The following is a 24930-nucleotide window of genomic DNA, read 5'->3' as shown; positions in this document are numbered from 1 at the left end:
ATCATGAAAGACCGAGAGTTGTGATCTCAGTCCCGATTTTCCTCCAGTAATTGGAGGAATCCGAGGGGCAATGCACTGAGTCCCAACATTGGCCGCGAGTTTTTATCCGCTCCCTCAAATACTATAATTGCTTCCCCATAGCAGAGGGCATTTAGTGCAGACCATATCGGGACGGGATGATTCCATACCGGGCTCTTTCAACGCCTCAATGTAACGGAGGGCGCGCGCCTCATAAGAAGCCGGATCGTTAACGTGATGCAACTCTGGTGAGACAATGCAAATGCGATAGCCCGCCTGTCTAAGCGCCAGAGCTTCATCTGGATGAAGCGGCATACCAGTAAAACTATCAGCCCAGATCCAGTTAATGCTACGGTTCTCACCGTGCAAATAGCTGGCAATGCGTAGCGCTGTTTCAATACTTTCAAGCTCTGAAACGCGTACCGCAAAATTTGGCAATCCCTCAAGTGCATATTTACGTATAAAGGGGATGCTTTCATCCAGAATGAAAAAATCGCTAACCCCATATTCAGCAAGCAAAGCAGTAAGGCGAGGCTCCAGCCCCTCTTCCTTCACATTGGCAATTAGAAAGCGATGCCGGTATTGCTTGAGCCAGTCCTGTAGCAGGACCGCGCGAGTTATAAATGGATCATGTGTCACCAATATATCATCACCATGATTACGCAGATCAATCTCCACGCCAAACTGCGGATCTGTATCAGCAAGTTCCGCTACTGTATTGCGGCGATGATGGATGACAATCATGAATCTTGCCCTTGCTGAGCCGCCAACTCGCGACGTAAATCAAAAATATAAGCAAAAGTGCGCCTGATAAGCTTAATGCGCGTTTTCCAGTTGCCACCACCCTTTGCCTCACCGTGAATACGTTTGGCAAAATAGACTGGTACTTCCAGAATGCGATAACCGTGTATCCGCGCTTGGTACAATAGGTATAAATCCAGCGAAAAATCATGCGGCGCGCGGGTCGAGATAAATTCCTGATAGAATTCGCATGAGAACAGCTTTGGCTGCGCATTAACATCATCAAACGGCACCCTAAGTACAACAGACGCAATCGATTGCATGCCAAAAGTAAAAAACCGTTCCAATAACTGGCGATTACGTCTTTTACCTTTTACAATAATCTTTTGCCCAGCATGCTCTTTATAAAGATCAAAAGCAATTAAGACATCGCGCGGGTCTGTCTGCATATCGGCATGCGTCCATGCAAGTACTTCACCACTCGCTGCTTCAAGGCCTCGCAGGATGCCATATCCATACCCTTGGTTAACCGGAACCGTTATAACGCGTATCGCATCGCCTTCCTGCAACTCGCGGCGCAGCACGTCGGCGGTATTGTCCTTTGAGCCATTATCAACCAGCAGAACCTCAACGTCGTCTCGTCCTACAATAATCTCACGTAGACGGGTAACGATAAGCGGAATGTTAAGCGCTTCGTTATAGCAAGGGATAGCAATCGATAGTTTCATGATGCCCAAGGCTCGTTCTGAATAAAGGAAGACCAATATGCGAGTGTATTCTCGTAAGCTTCATAATCACTCGGTGTGCCCCAGCAGTGATACCGCGCAACCTCAGTGACGCGGACGTCCCGTCCCGCATTGATGAGATAATCCATAACCTGGTCAACATAGAACTCGCCGTTGATCCGATCATCGGCAGCAATCATCTGATCGGCCGCAGCGACGAAATCACTACCTCGACGAAACCAGAATGTGCCGACAACAGCGTGATCCTCCATCGGAGTCTGGCTGATCGGCACTTTGATGGAAACACCGGTTGCCCGAGTATCCTGAGCTTTAATCCAGCCATAAGCCTGGGGCTTGGCCAATACAGCCTCATTATGACGAAATGTGAAAATGATAACCTCCGATGCTTGCGCAGCTTTGGCAAAAACCTCCCGGGCTATATCCATACCGTTGTCGCATGCGGCAATCAGCAATGGCTTATCGTTGTTAATCAGCGAACGGGCCAGCAAGCATGTGCTTGCCTGCCCCTCTGTTAATGCATCAACAGTTATAAATTGCGCACGTGGGAAGCGTTCGCGCAACACATCGCAAACACCATCCCTGACATGGAAGTCGCGCACAACAAAAATGAGATGCGTATCATCCGCATCAACATTCACCGGTAGATCCTCAACCGCCGCGACAACCATGGGCACATGCGCGTTGCGATGCCGACTGGAGACAGGAATGATAGGTTTATGCGTTTTGTAGCCTGCCTCGGAAAAGCGCGAGCCCGCACCGGCCATGGGGATAAGAATGTTCATGATTGGCGCTTCCGTGCGATTGCGGTCCAATAACGGTATTCGTCAAGATCCTCGGGAGTGCCCCATTGGCAAAAATGTGAAATGCCCTCAGGCACTGCAACTCGCAAACCGTCACGTATGAGGTGATTGTATACCATGCTGACGTAATACTCGCCGTTTAAGGAGTCGCCCATATCCATTAACCGAGTGCAATACTTCTTCATTAATCCACCAGAGTGGAAGTAATAGATACCTGGCGAATGTAACGCCTTGGTCTTGTCAGCTTCAAAACTATACTTTTCACGGATTTCGATCAAATTACCTTGCGCATCAACCCGACAAGAGGCGTAAAGATTTTTCACAGGCAACAGATGCGGATGAAACCCCTTATAACATGGTACCGCTCCAAGATAATCGTCAACTGCCATTGCGGCCTTGAATGCGTCGTAATCCCAACGCATGTAATAGTCGCAATAACTGACCAATACCGGACGATCATTATCAATTTCATCCGCGGCTGCCATTAGCGCTGCAACCGGCCCCAACTTGGCACCTTCTGTAACCGCAATTCGGCCATTTGGGCGAAGATCGGTTAGAATCTGCGCCATAGCTGTATTTTCAATATGCTCACGTCGGCAAATAAATAGAGGTTCTTCTTCGCCAGGAAACATCCTTAGCACCCACTCGATCATGGGATGATCATCAATCTTAATCAGGGGCTTTGGATCAGTGTAACCCACGCGTGCAAAGCGTGAGCCTTGACCTGACATGGGAATAACAAGCTGAAGTTTCATGTTTGAGCTACCTTTTGGCGGTGTTTTTCCGATTCCATACCAACCAAAACGGCCTTTTCCGCATCCTCGATAAAATTAAGGGTTAATCCCACAGCCGGAATCGCATGCAATAAATAGGAATAAGCCTGCGCCGTCTGATGACCCGCTATCGAAGCACTCAATTCAGGACTATATTGATAGACAGCTTGATCGGGAAATAGCAGTCCCTCATCGTGAAAATCACCAGATGTATTCAGCGGGAATACAGGCAGAGACGGAAAAAGAGCGCGCACCTTTTCGTTGACCGCAGCATGCAGTGCATAAGCTGCCTCCGGAGTATCCGCTGATATGACTAAACCATGGTTCTGCAGAAAAATGATGGAGGTTTCCGTCAGCTCTAGATGATCAGTGATCGCCAATGTCAACGGTAGACCCGGTGTAGCATAATCAACCCATACAGCCTCAGGAATAGTACGGGCAAGCAAATCTCTTCCTTCAACTGAACAGGTCAGAATGTTCGCCCAGATAGAATGTGAATGCACTACGCATTCGTCCAATAAGGCATGAAAGCCCGATTCAATAGATGGACGATGGTGTGTCTCACTTTCTTCCAACAAGCACCTCATCAAAAGGTTATTATAATCCGCTTCTGTGCGGCAAGTTCTAAGTCCATTGATCAACCGATGTTTATCAACCGCTAAAAATCCCGTATTAGCCTCGATGGCATCTAGATTAATACCTGAAGCCTTAATGTACATAAGATCGCTATCATTCATCTTGAGTGATGTGTTCCCACCACCCCCTTGCACAAAGGAAACATCTGCACCTAGGCGACGTGAAATAGCGGCAAGTTGCAACAACTCAGTTTTCATCAAGTGATTTCCACCCATGGAACATGCAGTAGCTTAAGATGAGTTGGATGACGCCTATCCAACCGGTGTGCCAATGCGGATCATAGACACCAAACTCCTCCAGCCCTCCAACGTGCTTTTCCGCTAGCGCTAGAATATCTTCAAAATCCACAGGCACTTTGAAATCAAGAACTTGCCTGTCATCATTGTCGTAGTAATGGTGAACGTCTGTTGAAAGGATAACATGCAGATCTTCGACAAGAGGATCAAGGAAATATGAATTGGAAAGCGTGACCCGCAGCCATTCACGCAATTCTACCGCAGAGTTACCGATCATTACGTCAGAGATCGGATCGTGCACCATCATAGACACCACGATATCAGCGTATTTCTCCTGTGTTGTAATATATTTGGCTGAGTCAGCTTCCCTGCGTTTGACAGCCGCGATGACTGTTTCCTTAGTATAATTACGCTTTTGCATATCTCGAATCACCTTGCGGTGCAAAAGCAGTGATGGATCGGGCTTCACGAAGACCTTGAGATCAAACAGCTCACGCGCGGGCTGCAAGTAAAATGTATGGAGTCCTTCCAGAACCGTGACAGATTTGGGGTGGATTGCCAACTCTTCAGTAAAATGGCCAGTATTGTGGTCATAATGTCGTCGCTTAATTGGCCGATTCTGACGCAAGGCATTCAAATAATGCAGTTCATTATGCAGTTCGTTAGCGCGCGGATCAAGATGAGTTAGCTCGCTCCACCGATCATGACCCCGTTGCCATTTATGCATATCATCACCGCAAACAACCGCGACATGCCGAGACCCGAACAGATCAGAAATTGCCGCCGATACAGTTGATTTTCCGGCACCTGAATCGCCAGCAACACCAAACATGAAGGGGCGCGCTGAGAACTTTCGCTGACGTGGCAAGTAGATACCGCGATAATACATTATGCAGCAGCAAATTAGCAGGGAGGTCTGCAAGGTCGTAAAAAGAAGATTCAGAACGACCTCAGCGTGTATGCCGATGCCTTGCAGATAGTTAAATAATGCCCCCAACTCACCAGTCTGCGACCATTGCCAGACCGTGGCGAAATCTGAAACCGGCGTCAAAGCAAAATAAGCCAGATAAAACACCTGAAAGGCAGCAAACGGCAGCAAATATGAAGGATCAAGCCGCACAAAGAAATACACGAAGAACGGCAAAACCCAGAAGTACCATCCCGGTGACGGCACAACAAACAACAGAATAATGCCAAACGCAAAGCCCGTAAAAGTCAGGAAACGGTCGCGATTATGAACTCGAATATGCATTGAATAGGCGATCAGACACAATAGAAGCGCCGGGATCAAATAAACAGCCAGCCCCGGTTGAGAGGTTGGAATGGCAGCGAGCCAAATCTTGTCCTGCTGGTGGTTTTGTAGCACCATATTGATGAAACCTGCACTTCCAAGGAAAGGTAGGTTTGTGATGACAAAAACCGCTATCGTAATCAGCAAAAAGCGTGCAACCGCCCATAAACTCCACTGATATTGCCAAATAAAAACTAATGCAAACGGCAAAATTAGCAATGTTTGTGTTTTCGCGCCAAGGGCAAGCCCAAATGTTACTGCCGCCAATGTTGGGCGACCGGATGTAATGCAATATACACATAGAAATTGCAGCGCAACGGGGATTACATCGAGCTGGCCATGTATATAGCTTATATAAAACAAAACAGGCGATGCCCAATAAAGCCAAAGAAGAATATCAATTTTTTGGCGCATCCAGCGGCACAAGATCAGAAATATAACCAGATCTGCCGCTAAAAGAGGAAGCCGATAAATGAGCAATAGTGCAGGCCGTGATAATTCGACAAAACCGGCCCAATAGACCAGAGTTCGCGGCAACGCCATTACATACAGCATCGCTGCAGGATAAGGAAAACTTACCTCCTGTCCAGCCTGCCAAAAAGTCTCATATGTGTTAGCAAGAGGGTTCGCGGCGAATGATTCGATAAATGGAATAAATAATTCCGTCATATACACCGAGCCAAAACTGGCCGATGCAACTAGCTTGAGTAAAAGAACACCCCAGAAAAAAGGGGAGCGCGTGACCTGCCCGGTCCATTCCAGAATTCTAGCACGAAACTGATAACGATCGACTGGAGTTGTATATTTCATTACCGGAATACTAGATATCTTGTGCCGATGAAGTTTGTGCAGGTTGTCAGAATGATAGACATTCCGTTCGCAACGAGCGGGTTGATCCGTGCGTAAGCAACTAATACGTGAATAGCGAGAAGCCCCAAGCACAAAGATGTCATATATACAACGATATAGCCAGCAATAATACTAGGACTAGAAGGCGCTGTAGCTCCAAAAGTCCAACGTTTGTTAAATATATAGCCAAAAGCCAAACCTACTAAAAACCCCATAGCAGAAGCAGGCATATAGCCCAGCATCTTACCGGAATATAAGCCCGTAAAGACCAGATAGTTGATAAAAGTCGAGGCACCGCCCACGATGAGAAAGCGCATTAGTGGCGTTGTCATAATCCGTTGCGCAATCACGATGCTTCTTCCGGTTTATCAAGGCAGACTAGATAGGGCCGAATGCCAAGAGCGGAAGCCCCCTGTATATCTTTGCGCAGATCGTCCCCAAGCATAATGGCTTCAAAAGCGCCAATCCCCAGCTTGCGTAATCCGGCTTCAAACATACGAGGATCTGGCTTTTCAACGCCGGTTTCTTCAGATGTCACTAGATGCGTGATCCTATTTTCCAACCGCAGACGCTTTAGCTTGTCGATCTGCACATGCACCGTCATATCAGTAACAACACAAACCGGTATATCTGCATCATTGCAACGCTCAAGGAGCCGCAACGCCTCCTGATCTGCTGTCATATGTTCGATAAAAGACTGCCAATAAATACGATCAAGCTCACGCGCAGCCAGAAAGGGTGCGCGCCATCCCAGCTCCTCCCCCATAAGCTGAAAGGCAAATAGCCGAGATCTTCCAGCGCCTTGGCTAGCTAGACGCGCTGTGACTCGATTGCGTGCATTTCGGTAAAGATTAAAGAATGCTTCCTGTTCCAGCCCATAAGATGCATACTCAAAGGCAGTTTTCAACGCATATTGGTGACAGGGCTTATAGGCATAAAGCGTTCCATCAAGATCCGTCAGAACGCCTTTTACGCCATCGAGCGAAATCTCTGAAAAACATGCAGCACTCGGCTGATCGCTATGCATCCTATAGAATCCCGCTGTCATGATAAAGCCCGGCGCGATATAGCACTGGCCACCCGCAGTGTAAACGGGGTAATCCCCCCGCCATGGCATTGACTGTGAGCGCAACGAATAGCCCACGTCTTTCGTGATTGACGGAATGGGTTTTGGCTGTCAGTCAGAACTTCTGCTTTGCCCGCTTCGGCATAAAGTAGGTCCGGATATTGACAAGTGCTTCGGCGACGTCAGTGACGTCCTTGCGGGTGGCTTTGCGTTTTGTCTCTCCGAGCTTTCGAATTGGCGCAATGATATCGCCAGTCCCGGCATGACCGCGAAGAACCGGCTGCCAAAGCCTCGGCGCGTATCCTGTTGCCAGCAAAAAGCAGAGGTCCCAATCGAACGGATCAAAGGTTTGGTCATCGATCCTGGTGAACCTGGGCCTGTGGTCTTTCGGGGTTTCGGAAAGGTTCGCGGAGATACGGTTATATTCCGCAACGATCGTCTGCACGGCCCGATGTTCGGTTGTTTCCATCGGCAGGTTCAGGGCGTCCGGGCCAGTCAGTTCCGGGATCCATTTGCGTGGGTCGATGAACTTCGGGCCGATGATGAGAGCCGTAAGATAACCATCGAGACCGCTCATTGACCAGATTGGCGATGCCGGACGACGTGCCCTGATAAAGGCTTCGAACCCCTCGTCATCGAGCTTCGGTCGTGCCGTCGTCGCCTGGCTGTTGTGCATCATGCCGCCCGTCGCTCCTGCTGCGTCATCGCTTCACGCTCAGCCTTCCAGGCCCACGGCAGGAGACTTTCCATTTCGTTGGCTTTCACTTTGCCGGAGATGATGCGCTCCAGCACATCGGCAAGCCAGACCTCGGGGTCCACACCATTCAGTTTACAGGTGTTGACGAGCGATGCGAGGACAGCGAAAGTCTTTCCACCCCGCTCGTTGCCCACGAACAACGAATTCTTCCTCGTCAGGGCCACGGATTTCATTGAACGCTCGACCACATTGGAGTCGACCTCGATCCGGCCATCATCAAGGCAGGCTGTCAACCCGCTCCAATGGTTGAGCGTGTAGCTGACGGCCTTGCCAAGTGCCGATTTCGCCGACACCTCGTCGCGCAGTTCGGTGAGGTGGGCCTTCAGCTCCCTCATGACTGGAGCTGCCTCGCGACGTCTCACGACGAGCCGGGTATCGGCGCTTTCGCCGCGCAGTTTTGCTTCGATCCGATAGATTTCCGCAATCCTGGCAAGGATCGACAAAGCCTCCGAAGAACCCGTCAGCTTGACGACATCAACGAACTTGCGCCGGGCATGGGCAAGGCAGAAGGCTAGCCGCATGGGTGCGACATTGCTCTTGCCCCGACGTTTGACCATGGTTTTATAGGCTTGGTATCCATCGACTTGAAGCACGCCGGTAAACGACGACAATTGTCCCTCGATCTCGCGGGCGCTGCGGCTTTCGGTAAAGATATAGGCCACAGCCGGCGGTGCCGGACCATTCCAGGGACGGTCGTCAACCGCCTGCGCCCATAACTGGCAGACCTTGGTTCGTTTGCGGCCCGGCTCGAGCCGGGGCAACGGCGTCTCGTCACAGAACACTCTCGGCTGCGAGCGGATAAAGGCGGTAAGCGCGTCATAGAGAAGCTCCAGCCACCAGGCGACCCGCATCACCCAGGCGCCAAGCGTACCGCGATCGATGATGACACCGCAGGAGGCCAGCATTTGCGCCTGTCGATTGAGCGGGAGATGCCAGGCAAACTTCGAAACAGCGACATGCGCGGCAAACGCAGTGGTCACCATGCCACCGTCCATCACGCGCGCCGGTGCAGGTGCTTGCACGATGGCACTCTCACAGGCCCGGCATGCATAGCGCGGCCGGATCGTCCGTTTGACCCGGACAACAGCAGGTACGATGTCGAGCGCCTCGCTGACGTCCGTGCCGATGCAATGCAGTTCGAACGAACAGCAGGGGCAAATCTTGCTCTCCGGCTCGATGATCTCTTCATGGCGCGGAAGATGCTTCGGCAAGCGGCCGATATTGCGGGCAGGTGACCGCCGTGCCTGTGTTTTGTCTTCACCGACCGGTGCGGCATCGTCATTGGCTGCAACGGGAATATCGCTTAGATCGCCCAGGTCGAGCGTTGCCTGGGCCGGATCGATGATCGTCATCTTCTCCGACTTCGTCCCGAAGAGCTGGCGCTCAAGGAAGGCAACACGCGCTTTGAGATCGGCATTCTCTTCGTCGAGCGAGAGAATAATCCGGGTCAATTGCGCAGCATCCTGGGGCAAGGGATCGGGTCGAAGCAGCATGACTGACCCTACCATATCAGCCTGAATTTTCAAGCAAAACCAATAGGATCAGCCTGTTTTTGAGGGGCGTCTCACCGCGTTTCGCCTGACCCGCGTCCAGTCAATGCCCGCCAGCAAAAGCGAGAACTCCTGGGCACTCATCTGTATTGCACCATCGCGGATCGGGGGCCAAACAAACTTTCCGCTTTCCAACCACTTCGTCGCCAGGATCATGCCTGACCCATCCCAGTAAATGCAGCGAAGCCGATCCAGACGCCTGGCGCGGAACACAAACACGTCGCCACAATAGGGATCGGCCATAAGTGCTGACGCCACCAACGCCACAAGGCCATTCATGCCGCGCCGGAAGTCGACCGGTTGCGTTGCCACCATGATCTTCACGCCACTCGGCGAAACGCCGATCACCGGCGACCTCGCAAGGCCGCCACCATCGCTTGCGCCAGTTCTGGTGCTATCGGGCCAATAACCGTCATGCGCGCGCCAGCAATCTCGACCTCAATTCGACCGACGCCAAAGTGGGCCACATCTGGCGGCGAGCCTGGGACCGACGCTTGATCGCCAGTCACCGTCACCGGCACGAACATCGCCTGTTGCGCACTGACCCTCGCGGATCGTTGAGACGTCAGCCCAGCGTCCCGGCGCCAGACGTTCAGCAAGCCGCGATTGACGCCCCAGCGCCGGGCAACGGCTGAGATGTTCACATCAGGTTCCGCGCTTTCCGCAAGGATCCGTGCCTTCTCCTCGTCAGTCCAATTGCGCCGCTGACGCCGGCCGGTAATCACCTCGATCCGATGGTACTTTCCCTCATGCCTGGCTTCATCCATGTCTTCAAGCATGGCATCAGCGCGATCTCCAATCATCTCGGTCCGCTCCTATCAATAAAGAAGCTTATCTCGCGGCATCATTCACAAAAGAAAAGGTGGGCTGTTCGTAGCGCTCACAACTGATCAGACAGCACATACCAACCGACATGGCAGCTGGTGTGGACGTCTCTGCACGTCCGCCAGAGACGCGAGGGTCTGTCTTGGAAAACCTGACACGAAAGCGGCTTCGATAATACGGATAGGAATAAGGGGAGAATGGCATGAAACTCTGGATCTGGTCTGATGTGCATAATGAACTGCAGGATGTTGCCTATCCACCACGGGAAGAAGCACCGGATTGCGATGTGATTATGATTGCTGGCGATCTTAATGCGGCTCCAGATATTCACATAACACTGGAATTCCTGATCAGGCGCTACGAAAAGCCCATTATCTATGTCCCCGGAAATCATGAATTCTATCAGAACAAATGGCTTATCGGTGATCGGGATCGTTCGCTTGAAAGCGATAGGCAGACCATCAAGGCAATCGAAACTCCTTCTCAGCAATGGCCGCAACGGTTTTATTGTCTCGATGCCGATACGGTGATTATCGACAACATTCGCTTCATTGGCGCAAGCTTATGGGTCGATTTTGAGATGAAACTCGCCGCGAAGTCTGATCTACGACAGCGAATGTTGATGGCGCGTCAGATGCTCAACGATTTTCATGCAATCTACATGCAAGATGGCAATCGCTTCACGCCTGAAAACATGCTCGACCTGCATCGTTCAGATGCAGCTTATATTCGACAAAAGCTGGCAGAAGCGTTTGATGGCCGCACCGTGGTGTTGACCCACCATATGCCGCATCCAGATTGCACACCGCCGGTCTATATGGGGCAAGATGCAAATTATCTGTTCGCATGCGGTGCCGAAGCCTTCAATGTCATCCTTCATTCCGACCAAGCCCCAGATCTGTGGATCTGTGGCCACACGCATCATGCTTTCGACGTTCAGATCGGCCAAAGCCGCATTGTCTGCAATCCTTACGGTTACCGATGGGAGCAGGGCAGAAACGGGTTTCGGTGGGATTTCGTCATCAATACCGAATCGGTTAGCGTGAAGTATCGCTGAAAGTTCGAAAGCTGAAGGGCTACATATCTCGAACTGCCTCTGAGGGGAAGGAGCTCCTAATCAAAACGATTGAAGAATGTTCGTTTATTTGTACCGAAAGGTAGTGCGATGGGGGAGATGAATGGGGCATAGCGCCCCAAAAGAACCTTATTTGGTGGAAACCAAGTAGTTGACTTGGGATAGCTATTTCTTCAATTACCGTACAATGCAATGGTAAAAATTTATTCGAGGAAGTGGCATTCGTGACAAATAGAAGATTGGCCCGGATAAAATCATGAGTACCGACATTTCCGCAGTAAATGCGGCCCGTGAGGTTGTAATAGCCGAGCCAACAAAAGGAGCTAAAGTCGCTCTTCGTGACATTTCGGAAGCTCTATTAAAATATCGGTTGGCTTTGATTTTCGGATGGCAGGATGTGGCGCAGCGCTATCGTCGCTCCCGTGTCGGTGCATTCTGGCTGACCTTGAATATGGCTGTATTCATCGGTGCGCTTGGTTTGATTTTTGGAACGCTTTTTCAAAGCGAGATGCGTGAGTTTCTGCCGTATCTTTGTGCTGGTGTTATTACTTGGGGCTTTATCTCAACGTGTCTGAGTGAGGGATGCACAACTTTTACCTCTTCAGACGGAATAATTCTGCAAGTTAGAATGCCTTTGTTTACTCATATTATGCGAGCTGTGTGGAGAAATGTGATAATATTCGCCCATAATATTATTATTTTTCCCGTTCTTCTTCTTATTTTGGGTAGAATGATCAGTTTCAATGCGCTTTGGGCCATTCCTGGTTTTCTCCTATTGTGTCTCAACCTATCGTGGATGATGCTCATTCTGGCTACTTTGTGCGCGAGATTCCGCGATATGACCCAAGTTGTAACAAATATTCTACAAGTACTATTCTACGCTACGCCCATCATGTGGATGGTTAAGATTCTACCTGATCATGTCTCCCGGGCATTCATTGAATTGAACCCATTTTATCACTTTATAGAACTTGTAAGGGCTCCACTATTCGGCTCCCCGCCATCCTTGCTTGATTGGATCTTTGGGGCTGCATGCGCGATAATCGGCTGGATTGTCGCAGTTGTATTCTTCGGGCGGTATCGTTGGCGCGTAGCGTATTGGTTGTAGAAAATGAGTTTGATTCATCTTCAGAATGTGAGTGTCGAGTTCCCTATTTATAATTCGACAAGCCGTTCGCTCAAGAATAGAGTTCTTAGCATCGCTACAGGTGGAAAAATCGAACGACGAAGTGATCGTCTGGTGATTGTGCGGGGCCTTGATAATGTATCTATGACGTTCAGGGATGGAGATCGCATTGGACTAATCGGTCACAACGGATCGGGAAAAACGACTCTACTGCGTGTCTTGTCGGGTATTTATACGCCTACACATGGAAGTTCAGTGATTAATGGCCACTGTGTGTCTTTGATCAATATCAACTTGGGAATAGATCCGGATGCCACGGGGCGGGAAAATATTCGTCTCCGCTCCGCAATGATGGGTATGTCACCTGAGGAGATTGCTGAGAAGTTCGATCAGATAGCGGAGTTTTCGGGACTTGGAGAGTTCTTGGATGTTCCGTTCCGCACTTATTCGTCTGGTATGCAGTTACGGCTTGCATTTGCAACTTCGACGGCTGTTAGACCAGAAATTCTGATAATGGATGAATGGCTTTCAACCGGTGACGAGGATTTTAAAGAACGCGCGAATGCGCGAATGCGCGATCTGGTCGATTCTACAAAAATACTCGTTCTCGCAAGCCATTCAAAAGATTTGATGGAAAAGAACTGTAATAGAATTATCTGGCTCGAACATGGGCGAGTTAAAATGGATGGATCTCCTGGTGAGGTGCTGACGACTTATTTTGGTGGATGACAGAATGAAGCTATCTATTGAAACGTGAAGGCCGGTTGAACGAATGGCCTGCGAGACCACCGTCGATCTTGGGGGGGGGTGAGTTAATCTTTCGTACTGTTGTGAGGTTATTGAATAGCCATGCCAAAACTTGCCAGCCGCTTTAGGCAGTTGACTAACGCGTTTCGCTATCTGGCTCGCGGGGATGTTTCAGGACTGTTTAAACGCCTGAAATGGTACGGGCGCGAGTATCATCATGTGAAATTGCGTAAGCGGCTCGCAAATGGAAATGGCATCGTTTGGGGGATTCTGTGTACGCCGCACACCCTTTTCATCGCTCGGGCAATATCTGAGCGTCTAGCAAGTCACGGGATCGAAAGTGAAATCGTAACATACTCTTTAAAGAGTTTTAATCACGATTTTTATATAGTTCTATGTGCGCAAATGTTTAAACATCTCCCTCCAGCAAATAAACGTATGATCTTTCAGCTCGAGCAATCGGTGAGTTCAAGGTGGTTTACTCCACAATATATGAATGCCCTAAAAGAATCTTTGGGGGTAATTGAGTATTCTTTAACAAATATTGATTTCTTGGCCCAAAATGGGGTGAGATATCCAGATGTGCATTATCTGCCTATTGGTGCGTTGCCGAATGAGGCTGTTGCGGGTAGTGCAAGGTCCAAAAAATATGACTTTGTATTTTATGGCGATAGCTTAAGCAGCGAGAGGCGGCGCAGATTTCTAGAGAAACTGCAGGAGAAATATAACGTAAAAGTATGTAACGATCTATTTGGCAGCGAGCTTTATGCTGTTATCCAAGAAGCTCGAGCTGTTATTAATATTCATTATTATGAGGGCGCTTTGTTAGAAATGCCTCGTATATGCGAGTGTATTTCTTTAGGGGTTCCGGTTCTTTCTGAAGGAACATCAGATCAGAACGAATACCCTGAACTTGAAGGTGCGGTGAAATTTTTCAAGGAAGGGTCAATTGATGATATGATTGTATCTGCATCAGAGATGCTAAGTAATTTGGAAGCTACAAATAAAGCCCTTGAATCCGCTGTTTCTGTGAGCGCTGCACGTTTCAATTTTATGATGGATCGCTTTCTGGCGGCAATTGGAGTTGTTCCAGCCAATGTTATTCTCAATCGTCCAATCTATGTCGCCAGAAAGAGTGATTTTTTAGCGCTTTCGCTGCCGGAAACAATAGAACGGCGCAGAATGATAGGTCAGTTGCTGCCGGATGGTTGTGAACTATTCGATGGCATTCGTCATAGTTCTAGTTGGATTGGCTGCGGATGCAGCTTTAGTGCGTTGTCACGATATGCTCTCGCAAATGATATAGCCAAGATGACAGTCATTGAAGATGATGTTGATCTTCCAAAGAATTTTAATGTTACCTTTCATGAAGTCAATGAGTATCTTAATGCGCGTAATTCAGATTGGGATATATTTTCAGGTTTGATGGCAGATGTTCATCCTGATACGAAGATTCTCGCTGTTGAGCATGTTGGTGATCGTACTTACGTTACTATCGACAAGATGATGAGTTGCGTTTTTAATATATATAATAAACGTGCTCTGGAAGTTTTATCGCAATGGAATCCGCTCGATACGGATGTCGCCACAAATACCATTGATAAATATTTAGAGCGCTGTGAAGGTCTTCGAGTTGTTTTGGCCTTGCCATTTCTTGCTGGCCATAAGGAGAACGTGACGTCAACGCTTTGGGGCTTTGAAAACGGGCGTTATACTCCAATGATTGCCGCTGCAGAGCGGAGAATTGAAGCCTTGGTTCAAGAATGGGACCGTACGCAAACACTGTGATACAGCAATCTCAACCGTACATCTCCTCCCCTTTTTTTAATGGTTTCTAGTCGTTAAGTTTCGCATATCGGCAATCGATCTGAAAGCCCCGCGAATCCCCCCCGATTTGATCGCTGACCCGAGGCGCTTAAAATTGGAAGAATAATAACTTGGCCGAAGTATGCAGGAAATCAGACCATGTAAAACACGAGTACTGGCTATGCTTTTCCGGTCCAACCAAGAAAGGTGAGGCCCCTGTTGACCAACGGTATACCCTCCGTGATGGCCTGATCGGGAAGCGAAGGCTTCTCCAATAGAGTAGGCAATATTGTTTGTCGAGTTCGCGCAAAGGTGGTGCGCCAGTTCAGCTTGCGATTGGTTCCACTTTGTCCGATCTGCCACATTTACAGTATTGGCGACATTGCTTCCAACGTCACGAATTGAAATGCCCGATAACAGCTTGGGAGCGCTGAAAAATATAGAGTGTGGGTTAAGCAAAGCGAAGAGCGAGACAGTGAAGTCCTCATAATAAGTTATCTTCTCATAGGTTTCTTTTGGTTGCTGCGATAAAACGAACCGACTATAAAACGCACCGCACATTGGGATATAATTATTCCCTGTGAAATTCTTCGGCCAATCCTGCGCAACAAAACGTCTCTGTGGGCGGAGCGATGAATTACGCCAGTCGGTTTCACCGGCGACTATGATCTCTTCGGAGAAGTGTTGGCTCTCAACCACAAGGCTCGCGTATCTTGGAAGGCACGTAAGCAAATCGGAAACGTATGCCGCCTCGTTTGGGAACACCCAATCGTCGTCATCAAGGAATAGAATGAAATCTTCGTTGATTGAATTGACCGCAACATTAATCAGATGATTTCTGGTATCCGCGCCCGATGGGCATTTTGCTGCGATCACTCCGACGTTGGCGGGTAGCTGGTCAATCTCAGCACGGTCAATACTTTCAGTTACAACATAAGTCTTGATAGACCGGTTCTCAGTAGCCGCTGCAAATGCCAATGTGCTGGTTATGGCACGCAGAAGCAGGGGAACATTGCGAAACTGTGATCTGAGCACAAACGCAATCTTTGCATCCGTTCGTCCTAATGCCGCGTTTCTTAACGAGGTTGTACAAATATCGAACTGCCCTCGCTTCTTTCCTGTAAAAGGTAATTTGAGAGTGCCATTCAAAGAGGTAATAGAGCGGTTGGAGAGCTTGCCGGAAAGGTACTCGATCAACGCTTTCGAGCCGAAAGCTCGATCAAATTCTGATTGGTTACCCTTGCTGTTATGGTAACAAGCCAGCTGTGGTGCCAATAGAACAGCCAAACCGGCAGCGAGTGTTTCAATCGATAGGCATATGTCATAGAACTGGAACCCTTCAAAATTGGGAAGACGGGCTCCAGCATCACGCAGTGCGCGACAGTTAATCAGAATAGAATTGCCGTCCACCGTCTCCGCTGGAAGGATGTAGCCGCCGAGCGATGGCCCCCCGTGGGGATCGGATAAAAAACGACAAGCGCGCCCACCGCCTGTTAAGGTTGGAGCGGTTATTCCCGCATTTCCGCAGATGCCCCAGTTAGGCCAGTTAGTATTGAGTTCTTCGATGAGTGTAGCAACATAATCATTTATAGACGACGGGAGAAAAACATCGTCATGGACGAACAATGCATAATCGTCGTCGCCATCAATGATCGTTTGCAGGAGTGTGAATAGGGAACTCGAACCACGGTGAAGAATTACATTATCAGCATTCGGGTTATTTCTTCCAAACTGTTGCGCATAGACTTCGTTTCGCGCCGCAACGTGAATTCTCATGAGCGTATCTCGTGAAACTGATTTATGCCTGTGATTTTGATCTGTGGTGTTTTGGTCAAGTCGATGCCTTTGATCGGGGAGAAAGATTGGAAATTCTCCCGGATATCGTTGATAGATGCCGCAACTACTTCCTTGTCTGGGAAATTTTTTAACATCTCAAGGGCCTTTCCCTCCCCATCCTCACCAAAGAACTTACGTGACAAAAGAATGAAGTTTCGAATCGAGAAGAACTTTTCGTTTTCCAGAAGATCATCCCGATAGAAATATCCCCCTGTGAAGTGGGTTGTAACTGCTCGTGGTTCATAAACCACCGATGCTCCCTGAAGCCACATGCGCCAGCTTACATCCACGTCTTCTAGGTAAAGAAAGAAACGCTCATCCATCCCGCCAATTGAACGATAGAGTTCCGTGTCAAAAAGACAAAATGCGCCGCTTGCCCACGGTGTGGTCAGGTCAAGTGGGTCGTATTCTTTCGGGTGCTCGAACGGCCACTGGCGTCCTTCTACGATGCCGACAGGCTTCTTTGTAGCAGCATATCGGTCAATTAATCGGTCAATTGCGCTGTCGTGAAGGATACAATCGGGGTTGATAATAACAAACACAGTGGACTGCGCGTTCTTGGCGAGTAAGTTATGTCCTTCTGCAAAACCTATTGCAGCTCCAGTTTCTTGCCGAACGACGGAAACCTCGATCCTTTCTGAAACATCCAGGAAAACATCTAGGTCGGAAGGGCCAGCGTAATTAACAACGTTGAAGCGAATGTTTCTCTTGGTGGCCTTGAGCAGGCTTGGGATCAGAATTTCATTCAGGTGGCGATGGTGATCGCGCCCAAATACGCAATTAACATCAATTGCTTGGTTCAACATTTCGTACCAATCTCATTCAATGATGCGATCCAAATTCGCTCCCCCTTTCCGTTTTCAGCTAAATGGATAGACTAAGTCAATGCCATAGAGGGAAATAGCGAATGGATTTTGTTGGGAGAGACGAAAGCATACTCAATAAAATTGGATCAAAGAAAGGGAAAACACTTGAAATAGGCCCTCTGTATCGTCCCCTCGTGGGGTAATCCCCCCGTTTTTAACGGGGCTCGTCAGTAGAATTCACGCGGCCATTTTCAGTTTCTGTGCGGGCGTTACGCCGCCGATGCCCATATTGGGACGTTCGTTGTTGTAGGTCCATAGCCACTGCGTGGCAAATTCCTGCGCCTCCTCAATGCTTTCGATGATATATTGGTCGAGCCATTCATTCCGAACGGTGCGATTGTAGCGCTCAACATACGCATTCTGTTGTGGCTTGCCGGGTTGGATATGGCTCAAGGCGATGCCTTGGTTGGCAGCCCATTCCATCAGTTTGCCACTGACGTATTCCGGCCCATTATCAACACGAATTGCGAATGGTTTGCCGCGCCATTCGATGATCTGGTTGAGGCTGCGGATGACGCGTTCGGCAGGCAGCGAGAAGTCTACCTCAATGCCCAGACCTTCGCGGTTGAAGTCGTCCAGGACGTTCAGCAGCCGGAATTGCCTTCCATCCTCCAGCCGGTCGGCCATGAAATCCATGGACCAGACCATGTTCGGCGCATCTGGCACGGTCAGAGCATCGGGCTTGTCCCGCTTCAACCGCTTGCGCGGCTTGATCCTGAGGTTCAATTCAAGCTCACGATAGATGCGGTAAACGCGTTTATGGTTCCAGTGATGCCCCCGGACATTGCGCAGATAAAGGAAACACAGACCGAAGCCCCAGGTCTTCTTTGCCCGCGTCAGTCCGATCAGGAGATCGGCAATCTGCCCGTTCTCGTCGTTCAGCCTGGCGCTGTAACGATAGCATGTCTCGCTGACCTCGAAGGTGCGGCAGGCAAGCGCAACGCTCACCCCTCGCAACGCCACTGCTTTCCCGGCCATCTCCCGGCGTTGAGATGGCCGTGTCACTTTTTTCCAAGAGCCTCTTTAAGCAGTTCCGCCTGCATGCTCATCTCCGCATACATCTTCTTCAGGCGACGGTTTTCGTCTTCCAGAGCCTTCATCTGACTGATCATCGAGGCATCCATGCCACCGTATTTGGATCGCCATTTGTAGAATGACGCAGTGCTCATTCCATGTTCCCGGCATAACTCGGGTACAGGAACGCCGCCTTCCGCCTGGCGAAGGATGGCAAGGATTTGTGGTTCGCTGAATCTGCTCGTCTTCATTAAAATCTCCTCGATCATATAGCCCGAGAAAATTCTACTTTTGAAGCCCGTTATTTGGTGGGGGGATTACCGTGGAGCGCGTTGAGGGGCGGGTATTCTTCGCTGACCACTGTTCTCACGAGGAATTAAAGGAGAAATATAAGAACGATCCCTTAGTCTCTCAGATGGACTTAGCGCCAGTCGATTTTGTGATTTCTGATGGCGATTTGGAGCGAGGGTGCAAGCGTGAAGCGCCGTATGACGTAATTATTGCGTCACACGTCATCGAACATGTGCCGAACTTGGTCGGATGGTTGGTTTCAGTGCGCAACTTGCTCTGTGATGGTGGTGTTCTGTGTTTGGCCGTGCCCGATAAAAGGTTCACGTTTGATTATCTTCGGAGACTGACAACGGTGAAGGACGTTGACGAGGCTCAGGCAGAAAACCGTATGAGACCGTCGTTAGATACTGTCTGCGACAGTTATAGAAATGTCATCGGGATCGGGCCGGGAACTCTGTGGGAAGCTAAACCTGACTTAAACGCAAACCCTGTCGGTTGGCCTAGCCATGTTGTGCAGGAAAAAATCAAAGCGCATCTTCGCGGCGAATATGTTGATGTTCACTGTTGGGTTTTCACGCCATGGCAATTTCTATCACTGATTGGTCATATAGTGTCCAGGTATGATGTCGGGTTTGATTTAAGGTACTTTCGGACCACTCAGCCGAACGAAGAAGAGTTTCACGTTCAGCTAGAGAAAGTGAAATCCACAGGTACAAAATGGTCAGAATTGGCTGAGTATCACAGAAAATATGCAGCAAGGCCGACCTTCAGTTTAGCGAATGACTGAAACATGAAATTGTCGGTCACTTAAAGTCGTCCCAGAGGGGCTGCTTTTTCTTGCCGTAATACGTTCAAGTTGAACTTGCGGAAAATAATAATGATTAAATCTAAATGTTGCATCAATAAAATAACATAATTATATTTATTAATTCTGTTTAGAAATATCTGGAGATTTTGATGTACCTTAATTCCCAATCACTTAAACCCTCTCTCCATATTCGCGATTCGGCGTGGCTGGAACATTCACCATTTGCCTTCTGGCTCATTGATGTTCTCCGACCGAACAAATTGGTCGAACTTGGCACGCACAATGGATTTTCTTTTTTATCACAATGCCAAGCAGTTAAATCTCTCAAACTCAATGCCTCAGTATATGCCGTTGATACCTGGCAAGGCGATGAGCATGCGGGTTTTTACGACAATAACGTATACGAAAGTCTAGAAGAAGAAGTACGCGCCCTGTATCCTGGCATCGGTAGGATGATCAGAGCAACATTTTCTGATGCTCGGAGCCAATTCGATAACTCTTCCGTTGATCTGCTTCATATTGACGGCCGCCACCGATATGAAGACGTAAAAGAAGATTTTCAAACTTGGGTTGATGCCTTGTCTGATAAAGGAGTCGTTTTGTTTCATGATACATCCGTTCGTCGTAGCGACTTTGGCGTCTATAAATTTTGGGCCGAAATTTCCTTAAATTACCCCTCGTTCGAATTTTACCACGGCCATGGCTTGGGGGTTCTATTGGTAGGTAAGAATGTTCCACAAATCTTGACAGATCTTTGCACCGGAAGTTTTGAACAAGAAAACTTCATCCGTGAAGCTTACGCCCGCCTTGGTTTTATAAACACTTGTCAATATGAAGAAAAGAAGTTTTATGGAATGCAGCAACAACTGCAACAAAAAATAAATATTAGTAATTCAACAATTGAGGATAAAAATTGCACTATAAATAAATTAAGTGAAGAGATTAAATTATTGCATAGAAAAATAAATGATTTAAATAATATTAATAAAATTAATACATGTAAACTTAATCAAGAAAACTTGGACTTAATTAATAAATTAAAGTGTGTCGAAGGATTAAATGAAAATATACTGTCATCGACCAGCTGGAGGATAACATGGCCTATGCGCGCAATCAAAACGATCTTCATCCGTTAGAGCCTGTTCCAAAAAGGATTGAGCGATTTCAGTAGGTTATGATTCAATCGGATTGCTTACATTCGATGGAGATCATGATGGCCTGGACTGCAACCGCTCGGCAACAATATGGACGACGCAACGCGCGCTATGCAAGCGATTTAACGGATGCGGAATGGACTGTCATCGAACCGATGATGCCTGCACCGAGCCGTCTCGGACGCCCTCGCAAGACGGATTTGCGAGAGGTGGTAAATGCGCTGCTTTATATTGCTTCATCAGGTGGCGCATGGCGGCTTTTGCCCACGGACTTCCCACCATTTTCCACGGTGCAAAAATACTTTTATCGATGGCGAGATGAAGGGATGCTGCGCACGATCAACAACGCGCTCGTGATGACAGCACGCGCGTTGACCGGAAAGCAGCCCAGCCCTACCGCTGGCGTGATCGATAGCCAGTCAGTAAAAACCACGGAAAGTGGCGGAATACGGGGCTTTGACGCGGGAAAAAAGATCAACGGTCGCAAGCGTCATATTGTGGTTGATACCCTCGGCTTGATGGTTGGTCTGGTGATCCATTCTGCGGGTATTCAAGACAGAGATGGTGCACCTGATGTCTTGAAAACCATCCTCAAACGCTGGCCGTGGTTACGGCATATCTTTGCTGATGGTGGATACGCAGGACCCAAGCTCAAAGGCAGGCTGGAAAAGGTCGGAAAGTTTACGCTGGAAATCGTCAAACGATCCGATCACGCTGCGGGCTTCAAACTCTTACCACGCCGATGGGTGGTCGAGAGGACCTTTGCATGGTTGGGACGTTGCCGCAGACTGGCTAAAGATTTCGAGAAAACCATCGTGTCTGCTGAAGCATGGGTCTACATCGCAAACATCCGCCTGCTTACCCGGCGCGTCGCAAGAGCCTGATATCGTTACGTTCATTATGATTCAGGCTCTTAGGTTCCATCTTCATACTTGCACCATCAGAAAACAACAGTAAGCGGTCAGCCGATGACGTCTTGCTTAAAATTCCAGGGCATGAGTGCTTCGATTTCGGTGACGGGCCAACCCTGAACGATGCGGGTCAAGGTCTGCGAGAGCCAGGCAAGCGGATCGACATTATTCATTTTGGAGGTCTGAAGAAGAGTAGCGTAACGTCCCGATTGCTGCCGCCTTTTGAACCAAGGCCTCGTGGCATAAGACACGTGTTTAACGACGTCGTTAGCGACGTGTCTTATGCGAGGATTGGATGCGAGTTGAGGTTCTTGGCGCGGAACGGCGTCGTCGCTGGGGCGATCAGAAGAAACTGGATATCGTCATGTCGATTGGGATCGGCGGTGCGACGGTCACGGATGTGGCTCAGCGGTACGATGTGACCCGTCAGCAGATTTACACATGGCGACGGGAACTGAAGAAGAAGGGTCTTCTGCTCTCTTCGCGGGAAGCCGTATTTCTTCCTGTTGATATGGGTAGTGAGCAGATCCCTTCTGGGGTTAGCGATGACGCTGATGCTTCGTCCTCAATGATTGAATTGCACTTGCGCTGCGGTCGCAGCCTTCGTTTCACGAGCACGCTGGAGGATACGGTGCTGGCACGGCTCATCCGGACGGTGGAACAGGCATGATTGGACCGGGCACTGGCGTTCGGGTTTACCTTGCCTGCGGCGTGACAGATATGAGGAAAGGTATTGAGGGCCTTTCGATGTTGGCGCAGGATGTCTTGCGCCAGAAGCCGACAGGTGGAGCTGTCTTCGCCTTTCGCGGGCGGCGTGGTGATCGGGTGAAGCTGTTGTATTTTGATGGCCAGGGATTTTGCCTTTACTATAAAATCCTGCAGAAAGGGCGTTTCCCCTGGCCTTCAGCGGCCGATGGGACGGCTCGACTGACAGCAGCGCAGCTGGCGATGCTATGGGAAGGAATAGATTGGAGACGTCCGGACTGGGGTGCTCCGCCCGCCCGCGTCGGTTGATTTTATCTTACTGAAACTACTTGTTTTTATGGCGTTCTGTCCTGACTTATGCTAGTCAGGATCATGTCGAATGCGAGCTCAATTCTTCCTGATGATCCAGCCTTTCTGAAGGCAATGATCACCGCCTTGCAGGCGGAGAATGCGAAGATGTCGGCGGCGTTGAAAGCACACGATCACCTGATCCAGGGTCTGAGGCTACGCATTGCGCGATTGAAGAAACAGGTCTTCGGCAAGTCTTCTGAAAAAATCGAGCGGGAAATTGCGCAACTGGAACTGGCGCTGGAGGATCTGTTGATTGCCAGCGCCGAACATGAGGCCGGGCCCGTCGAAGAGCTTGAAAACGATACGGCTTGCGGTCCGGAGGAGACTTTAAAGCCCAAGTCATCACGTCGGCGTCCACGTGTGTCGGAAAATGCTGTTCGCGAACGTCGTGAACTGGATCCCGGTCATTGCTGTCCTGCGTGCGGAGGCGAGTTGCGTTTTGTTGGAGAGGATGTCAGCGAAATCCTCGACATGATCGCAGCGACGATGAAGGTCATCGAGATCGCCAGGCCAAAGAAGTCATGCCGTTGCTGTGAGAAGATGGTGCAGGTTCCTGCTCCCAGCCGCCCGATACCGGGCAGTATGGCTGGTGCCGGGCTTCTGGCCTATATTCTGGTCTCCAAATTCGATGATCATCTGCCGCTCTATCGCCTCAACGAGATATTCGCGCGGATGGGGGCCGATATACCTGACAGCACACTGGTGGATTGGTGCGGTCGTGCCATGCAGGTGCTCCGTCCGCTGATCGAGCGCATTGAGATTGAGATCATGAAAAGCGATCTCCTCCATGCTGACGATACGCCGATCCGGGTGCTGGATCGCTCATTGCGCGACAAGGGATTGGGCAAAGGTGTGAAGAAGGGCAGGATCTGGACATATGTCCGCGATCAGCGTCCATGGGCAGGTAGTGCGCCACCAGGTGCGGTTTATTACTTCGCGCCCGACTGGAAGGAAGAGCACGTTCATCGCCATCTCGAAAAGGCGAGTGGCATTCTTCAGGCCGATGGCTACAAAGGCTATACGAAGCTATATGAGCCGGGATCGGACGGAAAGCGTCGGTTCTGGGAAGCTTCATGCTGGGCGCATTGGCGGCGTGACTTTCATGACATCTGGACCGCGAACAAATCCGGGATTGCGCGCGAGGCTCTCGATCGGATCGGTGCGCTGTATGATATCGAACGGGATATTGTAGGCCGGCCCGCCGATGTACGGCTCGCCACGCGTCAAAAGCACAGCAAGCCAAAGATCGATGAACTGCACGCATGGGCAGAAAAGCAGTTGCTTCGCATTCCGGGAAAAAGCGAACTTGCGAAAGCTTTGCGCTATGGGCTGAGCAGATGGCCGTCACTCTGCCTGTTCCTGGAGGACGGACGCGTGGCCATGGACAACAACGCTGCGGAACGAGCCCTCAGACCGATAGGAGTAGGACGCCGGAATTGGTTGTTCGCAGGCGCTGACACCGGCGCGGAAACCTTGGCACGCGCCATGACGATCATTGAAACAGCGAAGATGAACGGCATCAACCCGCAAGCTTATCTGGCCGATGTGCTCGACCGCATTCACGACCACAAGATCAATCGGCTCGATGAGTTGCTCCCGTGGAATTGGAAGCCCCTCGCAGCTGAACATGCAAAGGCAGCCTGATGACCACGGTCAGATTTGTTTACACGCTCGACTATGTCGCCGAAATGCTCGAAGAGGATGTCGATCTTCTTCAGGCGATCATCTACAATGATGACAACTTGACCTATGGCAATATCATCAGTGTCGTGACCGGAGACGACCAGTCTACAAGCGCCCTGACGGACGACGGCATTGATGAGCTAAGACAGATGCTGGCTGACGCCCGTAAATCAGTCGAAAAATGGCAAGAATTCCTCGAATGCTTTGTCGATGACGAAGAGATAGTCGCCCGCCTCAAGACATATTCACCACGGTAACAATCGGGCGGT

At 49.6% G+C, this 24930-nt stretch carries 26 protein-coding genes and 1 pseudogene; 11 read left to right on the top strand and 16 right to left on the bottom strand.

The genetic code is table 11. The features are described from left to right. Positions 1 to 114: 114 nt before the first annotated feature. The 12 genes from OANT_RS14285 to tnpA (OANT_RS14230) form a co-directional block, all read right to left on the bottom strand. Positions 115 to 762 (bottom strand): phosphatidylinositol-specific phospholipase C/glycerophosphodiester phosphodiesterase family protein, encoded by a 648-nt coding sequence (locus OANT_RS14285; protein WP_012092513.1) that lies wholly within the window; start codon positions 760 to 762, stop codon positions 115 to 117. After that, a complete protein-coding gene (locus OANT_RS14280) occupies positions 759 to 1487 on the bottom strand; it encodes a glycosyltransferase family 2 protein (protein WP_012092512.1) in 729 nt (242 codons plus the stop codon). Before OANT_RS14280 ends, OANT_RS14285 begins: the two co-directional genes overlap by 4 nt. Continuing rightward, positions 1484 to 2287, bottom strand: a complete 804-nt coding sequence (locus tag OANT_RS14275; protein WP_012092511.1) for a glycosyltransferase family protein — start codon at positions 2285 to 2287, stop codon at positions 1484 to 1486. Before OANT_RS14275 ends, OANT_RS14280 begins: the two co-directional genes overlap by 4 nt. Then, complete coding sequence (locus tag OANT_RS14270) at positions 2284 to 3060, bottom strand: glycosyltransferase family 2 protein (RefSeq protein ID WP_012092510.1); 777 nt, start codon at positions 3058 to 3060, stop codon at positions 2284 to 2286. The genes OANT_RS14275 and OANT_RS14270 overlap by 4 nt, the downstream gene beginning before the upstream one ends. After that, positions 3057 to 3911, bottom strand: a complete 855-nt coding sequence (locus tag OANT_RS14265) for a class II aldolase/adducin family protein (protein WP_012092509.1) — start codon at positions 3909 to 3911, stop codon at positions 3057 to 3059. The genes OANT_RS14270 and OANT_RS14265 overlap by 4 nt, the downstream gene beginning before the upstream one ends. Further along, positions 3901 to 6051: a phosphoribulokinase/uridine kinase gene (locus OANT_RS25120; protein WP_012092508.1), complete on the bottom strand. Its 2151-nt coding sequence runs from the start codon at positions 6049 to 6051 to the stop codon at positions 3901 to 3903. Before OANT_RS25120 ends, OANT_RS14265 begins: the two co-directional genes overlap by 11 nt. Next, positions 6051 to 6440, bottom strand: coding sequence for a GtrA family protein (locus OANT_RS14255; RefSeq protein WP_012092507.1), 390 nt, complete (start codon positions 6438 to 6440; stop codon positions 6051 to 6053). Before OANT_RS14255 ends, OANT_RS25120 begins: the two co-directional genes overlap by 1 nt. Continuing rightward, positions 6437 to 7117, bottom strand: a complete 681-nt coding sequence (locus tag OANT_RS25755) for an HAD family hydrolase (protein ID WP_012092506.1) — start codon at positions 7115 to 7117, stop codon at positions 6437 to 6439. Before OANT_RS25755 ends, OANT_RS14255 begins: the two co-directional genes overlap by 4 nt. 154 nt (positions 7118 to 7271) lie before the next feature. After that, positions 7272 to 7835: a UPF0149 family protein gene (locus OANT_RS14245; protein ID WP_012092505.1), complete on the bottom strand. Its 564-nt coding sequence runs from the start codon at positions 7833 to 7835 to the stop codon at positions 7272 to 7274. Further along, a complete protein-coding gene (gene tnpC / locus OANT_RS14240; protein WP_012092504.1) occupies positions 7832 to 9406 on the bottom strand; it encodes an IS66 family transposase in 1575 nt (524 codons plus the stop codon). The genes OANT_RS14245 and tnpC (OANT_RS14240) overlap by 4 nt, the downstream gene beginning before the upstream one ends. A 48-nt stretch (positions 9407 to 9454) precedes the next feature. Continuing rightward, positions 9455 to 9811 carry an IS66 family insertion sequence element accessory protein TnpB gene (tnpB, locus tag OANT_RS14235; protein ID WP_012092503.1) on the bottom strand — a complete coding sequence of 119 codons (357 nt, stop codon included), beginning with the start codon at positions 9809 to 9811 and terminating at the stop codon, positions 9455 to 9457. Beyond that, positions 9808 to 10266: an IS66-like element accessory protein TnpA gene (tnpA, locus tag OANT_RS14230; protein WP_011983064.1), complete on the bottom strand. Its 459-nt coding sequence runs from the start codon at positions 10264 to 10266 to the stop codon at positions 9808 to 9810. The genes tnpB (OANT_RS14235) and tnpA (OANT_RS14230) overlap by 4 nt, the downstream gene beginning before the upstream one ends. 224 nt (positions 10267 to 10490) lie before the next feature. Between tnpA (OANT_RS14230) and OANT_RS14225 the strand changes: the two genes are divergently transcribed. From OANT_RS14225 to OANT_RS14210, 4 genes are all read left to right on the top strand, one after another. Then, positions 10491 to 11345, top strand: coding sequence for a metallophosphoesterase (locus OANT_RS14225; protein WP_012092502.1), 855 nt, complete (start codon positions 10491 to 10493; stop codon positions 11343 to 11345). A gap of 274 nt (positions 11346 to 11619) precedes the next feature. Then, complete coding sequence (locus OANT_RS14220; RefSeq protein WP_012092501.1) at positions 11620 to 12471, top strand: ABC transporter permease; 852 nt, start codon at positions 11620 to 11622, stop codon at positions 12469 to 12471. Positions 12472 to 12474: 3 nt separating this feature from the next. Continuing rightward, positions 12475 to 13218: an ABC transporter ATP-binding protein gene (locus tag OANT_RS14215; protein WP_012092500.1), complete on the top strand. Its 744-nt coding sequence runs from the start codon at positions 12475 to 12477 to the stop codon at positions 13216 to 13218. Positions 13219 to 13338: 120 nt separating this feature from the next. After that, positions 13339 to 15024 (top strand): hypothetical protein, encoded by a 1686-nt coding sequence (locus tag OANT_RS14210; RefSeq protein WP_012092499.1) that lies wholly within the window; start codon positions 13339 to 13341, stop codon positions 15022 to 15024. A 36-nt stretch (positions 15025 to 15060) separates the two neighbouring features. On the opposite strand, the gene OANT_RS14205 is transcribed toward OANT_RS14210, so the two are convergent. The 3 genes from OANT_RS14205 to OANT_RS14195 form a co-directional block, all read right to left on the bottom strand. Then, a complete protein-coding gene (locus OANT_RS14205) occupies positions 15061 to 16818 on the bottom strand; it encodes a hypothetical protein (RefSeq protein ID WP_012092498.1) in 1758 nt (585 codons plus the stop codon). Then, positions 16815 to 17684 carry a glycosyltransferase family protein gene (locus tag OANT_RS25110; protein ID WP_012092497.1) on the bottom strand — a complete coding sequence of 290 codons (870 nt, stop codon included), beginning with the start codon at positions 17682 to 17684 and terminating at the stop codon, positions 16815 to 16817. The genes OANT_RS14205 and OANT_RS25110 overlap by 4 nt, the downstream gene beginning before the upstream one ends. A 237-nt stretch (positions 17685 to 17921) precedes the next feature. After that, positions 17922 to 19009 (bottom strand): IS3 family transposase gene (locus tag OANT_RS14195; RefSeq protein ID WP_086000475.1). Its coding sequence is split into 2 segments (ribosomal slippage): positions 17922 to 18748 and positions 18748 to 19009, totalling 1089 coding nucleotides; the frame shifts between segments, so codons are not numbered across the junction. 71 nt (positions 19010 to 19080) lie between these two features. Here OANT_RS14195 and OANT_RS25105 point away from each other — a divergent pair. The 3 genes from OANT_RS25105 to OANT_RS14175 all read left to right on the top strand — a co-directional run bounded on the left by OANT_RS25105 (position 19081) and on the right by OANT_RS14175 (position 21895). Further along, the gene (locus OANT_RS25105; RefSeq protein ID WP_012092496.1) at positions 19081 to 19836 is read left to right on the top strand and encodes a class I SAM-dependent methyltransferase; all 756 of its coding nucleotides are present in this window, start codon (positions 19081 to 19083) and stop codon (positions 19834 to 19836) included. Positions 19837 to 20006: 170 nt separating this feature from the next. After that, positions 20007 to 20993: a class I SAM-dependent methyltransferase gene (locus OANT_RS25100; protein WP_049768407.1), complete on the top strand. Its 987-nt coding sequence runs from the start codon at positions 20007 to 20009 to the stop codon at positions 20991 to 20993. A 77-nt stretch (positions 20994 to 21070) separates the two neighbouring features. Then, positions 21071 to 21895, top strand: coding sequence for an IS5 family transposase (locus OANT_RS14175; RefSeq protein ID WP_012092494.1), 825 nt, complete (start codon positions 21071 to 21073; stop codon positions 21893 to 21895). A gap of 77 nt (positions 21896 to 21972) precedes the next feature. Here the strand turns inward: OANT_RS14175 and OANT_RS25750 are convergent. Beyond that, positions 21973 to 22119: pseudogene (locus tag OANT_RS25750) on the bottom strand (transposase domain-containing protein); the annotation flags it as partial. 98 nt (positions 22120 to 22217) lie between these two features. On the opposite strand from OANT_RS25750, the gene tnpA (OANT_RS14170) reads away from it, so the two are divergent. The 4 genes from tnpA (OANT_RS14170) (at position 22218) to OANT_RS14155 (ending at position 24918) form a co-directional block, all read left to right on the top strand. After that, positions 22218 to 22592, top strand: a complete 375-nt coding sequence (gene tnpA, locus OANT_RS14170) for an IS66-like element accessory protein TnpA (protein WP_011982989.1) — start codon at positions 22218 to 22220, stop codon at positions 22590 to 22592. Next, the gene (gene tnpB, locus OANT_RS14165; protein ID WP_011982990.1) at positions 22589 to 22936 is read left to right on the top strand and encodes an IS66 family insertion sequence element accessory protein TnpB; all 348 of its coding nucleotides are present in this window, start codon (positions 22589 to 22591) and stop codon (positions 22934 to 22936) included. The genes tnpA (OANT_RS14170) and tnpB (OANT_RS14165) overlap by 4 nt, the downstream gene beginning before the upstream one ends. Before the next feature lie 63 nt (positions 22937 to 22999). Continuing rightward, positions 23000 to 24622, top strand: a complete 1623-nt coding sequence (gene tnpC / locus OANT_RS14160; RefSeq protein ID WP_041545235.1) for an IS66 family transposase — start codon at positions 23000 to 23002, stop codon at positions 24620 to 24622. Next, positions 24622 to 24918: a hypothetical protein gene (locus OANT_RS14155; protein WP_012092492.1), complete on the top strand. Its 297-nt coding sequence runs from the start codon at positions 24622 to 24624 to the stop codon at positions 24916 to 24918. The genes tnpC (OANT_RS14160) and OANT_RS14155 overlap by 1 nt, the downstream gene beginning before the upstream one ends. Positions 24919 to 24930: the final 12 nt, after the last annotated feature.

The sequence above is a fragment of the Brucella anthropi ATCC 49188 genome, assembly GCF_000017405.1.
GTDB lineage: Bacteria > Pseudomonadota > Alphaproteobacteria > Rhizobiales > Rhizobiaceae > Brucella > Brucella anthropi.
Note: the sequence above shows the minus strand (reverse complement) of the source record. Positions and strands in the feature narration are given on the sequence as shown.

What these genes read in the sequence shown, in the direction of transcription:
- OANT_RS14285 (WP_012092513.1), bottom strand. Translation starts at nt 762, where the DNA reads ATGATTGTCATCCATCATCGCCGCAATACAGTAGCGGAACTTGCTGAT.
- OANT_RS14280 (WP_012092512.1), bottom strand. Translation starts at nt 1,487, where the DNA reads ATGAAACTATCGATTGCTATCCCTTGCTATAACGAAGCGCTTAACATT.
- OANT_RS14275 (WP_012092511.1), bottom strand. Translation starts at nt 2,287, where the DNA reads ATGAACATTCTTATCCCCATGGCCGGTGCGGGCTCGCGCTTTTCCGAG.
- OANT_RS14270 (WP_012092510.1), bottom strand. Translation starts at nt 3,060, where the DNA reads ATGAAACTTCAGCTTGTTATTCCCATGTCAGGTCAAGGCTCACGCTTT.
- OANT_RS14265 (WP_012092509.1), bottom strand. Translation starts at nt 3,911, where the DNA reads ATGAAAACTGAGTTGTTGCAACTTGCCGCTATTTCACGTCGCCTAGGT.
- OANT_RS25120 (WP_012092508.1), bottom strand. Translation starts at nt 6,051, where the DNA reads ATGAAATATACAACTCCAGTCGATCGTTATCAGTTTCGTGCTAGAATT.
- OANT_RS25755 (WP_012092506.1), bottom strand. Translation starts at nt 7,117, where the DNA reads ATGCATAGCGATCAGCCGAGTGCTGCATGTTTTTCAGAGATTTCGCTC.
- OANT_RS14245 (WP_012092505.1), bottom strand. Translation starts at nt 7,835, where the DNA reads ATGATGCACAACAGCCAGGCGACGACGGCACGACCGAAGCTCGATGAC.
- tnpC (WP_012092504.1), bottom strand. Translation starts at nt 9,406, where the DNA reads ATGCTGCTTCGACCCGATCCCTTGCCCCAGGATGCTGCGCAATTGACC.
- tnpA (WP_011983064.1), bottom strand. Translation starts at nt 10,266, where the DNA reads ATGATTGGAGATCGCGCTGATGCCATGCTTGAAGACATGGATGAAGCC.
- OANT_RS14225 (WP_012092502.1), top strand. Translation starts at nt 10,491, where the DNA reads ATGAAACTCTGGATCTGGTCTGATGTGCATAATGAACTGCAGGATGTT.
- OANT_RS14220 (WP_012092501.1), top strand. Translation starts at nt 11,620, where the DNA reads ATGAGTACCGACATTTCCGCAGTAAATGCGGCCCGTGAGGTTGTAATA.
- OANT_RS14215 (WP_012092500.1), top strand. Translation starts at nt 12,475, where the DNA reads ATGAGTTTGATTCATCTTCAGAATGTGAGTGTCGAGTTCCCTATTTAT.
- OANT_RS14210 (WP_012092499.1), top strand. Translation starts at nt 13,339, where the DNA reads ATGCCAAAACTTGCCAGCCGCTTTAGGCAGTTGACTAACGCGTTTCGC.
- OANT_RS14205 (WP_012092498.1), bottom strand. Translation starts at nt 16,818, where the DNA reads ATGAGAATTCACGTTGCGGCGCGAAACGAAGTCTATGCGCAACAGTTT.
- OANT_RS25110 (WP_012092497.1), bottom strand. Translation starts at nt 17,684, where the DNA reads ATGTTGAACCAAGCAATTGATGTTAATTGCGTATTTGGGCGCGATCAC.
- OANT_RS25100 (WP_049768407.1), top strand. Translation starts at nt 20,007, where the DNA reads ATGTACCTTAATTCCCAATCACTTAAACCCTCTCTCCATATTCGCGAT.
- OANT_RS14175 (WP_012092494.1), top strand. Translation starts at nt 21,071, where the DNA reads ATGGCCTGGACTGCAACCGCTCGGCAACAATATGGACGACGCAACGCG.
- tnpA (WP_011982989.1), top strand. Translation starts at nt 22,218, where the DNA reads ATGCGAGTTGAGGTTCTTGGCGCGGAACGGCGTCGTCGCTGGGGCGAT.
- tnpB (WP_011982990.1), top strand. Translation starts at nt 22,589, where the DNA reads ATGATTGGACCGGGCACTGGCGTTCGGGTTTACCTTGCCTGCGGCGTG.
- tnpC (WP_041545235.1), top strand. Translation starts at nt 23,000, where the DNA reads ATGTCGAATGCGAGCTCAATTCTTCCTGATGATCCAGCCTTTCTGAAG.
- OANT_RS14155 (WP_012092492.1), top strand. Translation starts at nt 24,622, where the DNA reads ATGACCACGGTCAGATTTGTTTACACGCTCGACTATGTCGCCGAAATG.